The sequence below is a fragment of the Streptomyces tricolor genome, from assembly GCF_002155905.1.
In the GTDB taxonomy this organism is placed as follows: Bacteria; Actinomycetota; Actinomycetes; order Streptomycetales; family Streptomycetaceae; genus Streptomyces; species Streptomyces tricolor.
This window is the reverse complement of the sequence record NZ_MUMF01000874.1, coordinates 1-1,307: the sequence shown is the minus strand read 5'-3', so window position 1 is coordinate 1,307 and position 1,307 is coordinate 1. Positions and strand designations below refer to the sequence as shown.

At 75.2% G+C, this 1,307-nt stretch carries 1 protein-coding gene; it reads left to right on the top strand.

The genetic code is table 11. The features are described 5' to 3' along the window. On the top strand, positions 1-1,138 hold a 1,138-nt coding region (locus CCN44_RS41025), incomplete at its 5' end, for a cytochrome P450 (protein ID WP_143650437.1). Between the last annotated feature and the right edge of the window lie 169 nt (positions 1,139-1,307).

The window sequence follows — 1,307 nt, the reverse complement described above, 5'->3', positions numbered from 1 at the left end:
GGCGCGCCGGGCGAGCGGCCCGGTGCACCGCACGCCGTCGGGTGACGTGGTGGTGCTCGGCTACTTCGAGGCGAGGGCCGTCCTGTCCGATCCCCGCTTCGGACACGGGGCCCGGACGGCACAGGACCGGACCGGCTACGGTGTGCCGGCCCGGACCTTCCTGCTGACGGATCCGCCCGGCCACACCCGGCAGCGCGAGCGGGTACGGCGTGCCTTCACCGCACGCGAGATGCTGTCCCTGCGCCGCAGGATCGGCGACGTGGCGGCGGGGCTCGTCCGGGAGGCGGCACGGTCCGGTACGGCGGACGTCGTCGCGGATGTCGCGCGGCCCCTGTCCGCGAGGGTGGTCGGGGATCTGATCGGCGTGCCGGAAGACCTGCGCGACCGCTTCGCGCAAGCGGCCGCGCTGCTGGTCCGCGGCATGGATCCGCCCGGTCTGATCGCGCCCGACACACGCGAGCGGATCGCGCGGGCACGGGTCTGGCTGGCGCGGGACATCGGGGCCGCCCTGCGCCGTCCGGCCGGCGCGGGGATCCTGCGCGCCCTCGCCCGCGGCGCCGACGGCCGGCCGGCCCGCGCGGAGACCGTGGCCACCTGCGCGCAGCTCGTCGCGGCCGGTTACGAGACGACCGTGGGCCTGATCGGCAACGGCATGCACGCCCTCCTCCAGCACCCGGACCAGCTGGCGTGGCTCACGGCCGGCGGCCACTCGGAGCAGGCGTGCGCCGCGGCCGTGGAGGAACTGCTCCGCTACGACCCGCCCATTCAACTGGCGCCCCGCTGCGCCCTGGTCGACGCCGACATCGCGGGTACGCCCGTTCCGCGGGGCACCGTCGTCTTCGTACTGCTCGGCGCGGCCAACCGGGATCCGCGGGCCTTCCCCGAGCCGCACCGCCTCCGGCTCGACCGGCAGCCGCGGCACCTCGCCTTCGGGCTCGGCGCCCACTACTGCCTCGGTGCCGCGCTGTCCCGCCTGGAGGCCACGGCGGCGCTCACCCACCTGCTCGCCCGCCGTCCCCGGCCCACCGGCCACCCGGTGTCCTACAGCCCGGCTCGCATCGCCCGGAGCATCCAGAGCCTGCACGTCCGGCTGGATCCCGCAGAAGGGCACCGCGGATCCGTCGCTGCCGAACGGTGACGAACGTGACCGTTCCGTGCCGTACACGGGCACAACGATCCGGCCCCGCGACGGGTCGTACTGCACACGACCGCCGGGAACGGAAACCCCGTTCACCGGCATCCCGCACTCCACACGACATCGCACAGGGGGACACATGACCATCCGGACGCGGGGCCGGATCGTTGTG